Origin of the sequence: Caballeronia fortuita, assembly GCF_001544835.2 — a bacterium.
GTDB classification, from domain to species: domain Bacteria; phylum Pseudomonadota; class Gammaproteobacteria; order Burkholderiales; family Burkholderiaceae; genus Caballeronia; species Caballeronia fortuita.
Window position 1 is genome coordinate 1 of sequence record NZ_FCNX02000046.1, and the last position, 1,572, is coordinate 1,572.

Here is a 1,572-nt window from a genome sequence, read left to right on the forward strand (position 1 = left end):
GGTTGCCGCTAAGTAGAGATGTCGGGTTTGGAACGGATGTTTCTGTTCAGGTTGTGGGGTTGGGGCGGCGCAGCCGCCCCCCGTTGCCTCGTTGCTTTTGCGCTGACTTCGAGAATCGCTTCGTTCACGTCTGCGATGCTCAGTGCACGTTGCTTCTTTAGTCCTTCAAGCGCCTTCTTGGCTCGAACCTGTTCACCGCGATGCGTGCGTGACGGTGCATCACACGCACGACGATCGTCTCGTTTGGCTTGCAGCAATCGTGCGGCTTCGAGTGCATGCGCCAAGCGCTTGTTCTCGACTTCCGCGCCCTGATCAATCCGCGCAATACGGTCGTAAGTGCCGCAGGAAAGCACCTGGCCGTCCGCCTGCACCTCGACGCAGCCACTCGGGTATTCGACCACCTCGACTTGCTGGTGAATCAATAGGTGATTGGCAGGCGTGTCTTCCAGCAGATACATCACCCGGTCGTATTGCACCGTCAGCGCGTGCGTGACCTTGCGCCAGACGCGATGTGCCAGCAATTGCGTCAAATCGTCGTCAGCACGCAGAGGCCGATGAGCATCGTGGTCGCTATGTGGCGGCTTGCCGAAACGTTGATTGAAATCAGCGATGAAGGAGGGCGCGTAGGCGTTGGCCGCCTCCCAGGTGCTGATGCCGCGCAAGCGCAACTCCTTGACCAGCCGGTCCTGCAGCGTCAGGTTGGCCCGCTCGACACGCCCCTTGGCCTGGCTCGTATTTGCGCAGAACGCATCAATGTTCAGTTCGTACAAGGCTCGCCCGAACTGCGTCACGCCTTTGCCAGCGGTCTGCGAACGGTTCTTGACGTAGAAGACGCTCGCCTTGTCGCTGTAGAACGCCATCGGCTTGCCGTGCGCACGCAGGTACTTCGAGAGCGCCTCGAAATAGCTGAAGGTCGACTCGGTGGCGGTGAAATGAAGCGTCATCAGCCGGCCTGTCGCGTCGTCGACAAATACCAGCAGCGTGCACGCCGGCGCGCGATCCTCGAACCAGCGGTGATCGCTGCCATCGATCTGGACTAACTCGCCCAGACACGAGCGGCGGTTGCGCGGCTGGTGAATCCGCGGCGGGCGCTGTTTGCGAGGCACCCAAAGGCCCGCAGCCGTCATCAGGGAACGAATCGTCTCAACGGCCAGTTCAATGCCGTGGCATTCCCGTAACTTCTCGCAGGCCAGCGTGGGACCAAAATCGGCATAGCGCTCACGGATCAGCGCGAGCGCACGCTGCGCCACGCCGCCCGGCAACCGGTGATTACTCGGGCGTGCGCGCTTGCCAGACACCAGACCGCGTGCACCGTCCGCACGATAACGCAAGACGAGCCGTTCGATCTGCCGCACGCTCACGCGTAGCCGCTCGGCGGCACGGCCTGGCTTGAGTTGGCGTTCGTCGACTGCCTGAATCACTCTGAGTCGGTCCAGTTCGCGCATCGACATGGTGATGGTCCCGGTCGTGTTCATCGCCAGCGCTCCTCAAACGCCTGTCTGGCAACGAACCTACGTCAAAACGCGACATCTCTACTTGGCGCAAACACGACATCTGAACTTGGGACCTACA

At 61.2% G+C, this 1,572-nt stretch carries 1 protein-coding gene; it reads right to left on the bottom strand.

The window, feature by feature from the left end:
• Nucleotides 1-8 precede the first annotated feature (8 nt).
• Nucleotides 9-1,475 (bottom strand): ISNCY family transposase, encoded by a 1,467-nt coding sequence (locus AWB77_RS34040; protein ID WP_061138847.1) that lies wholly within the window; start codon nt 1,473-1,475, stop codon nt 9-11.
• Between the last annotated feature and the right edge of the window lie 97 nt (nt 1,476-1,572).

Excerpts from the sequence above, each read along its gene's own strand:
- AWB77_RS34040 (WP_061138847.1), bottom strand. The coding sequence starts at position 1,475 with ATGAACACGACCGGGACCATCACCATGTCGATGCGCGAACTGGACCGA.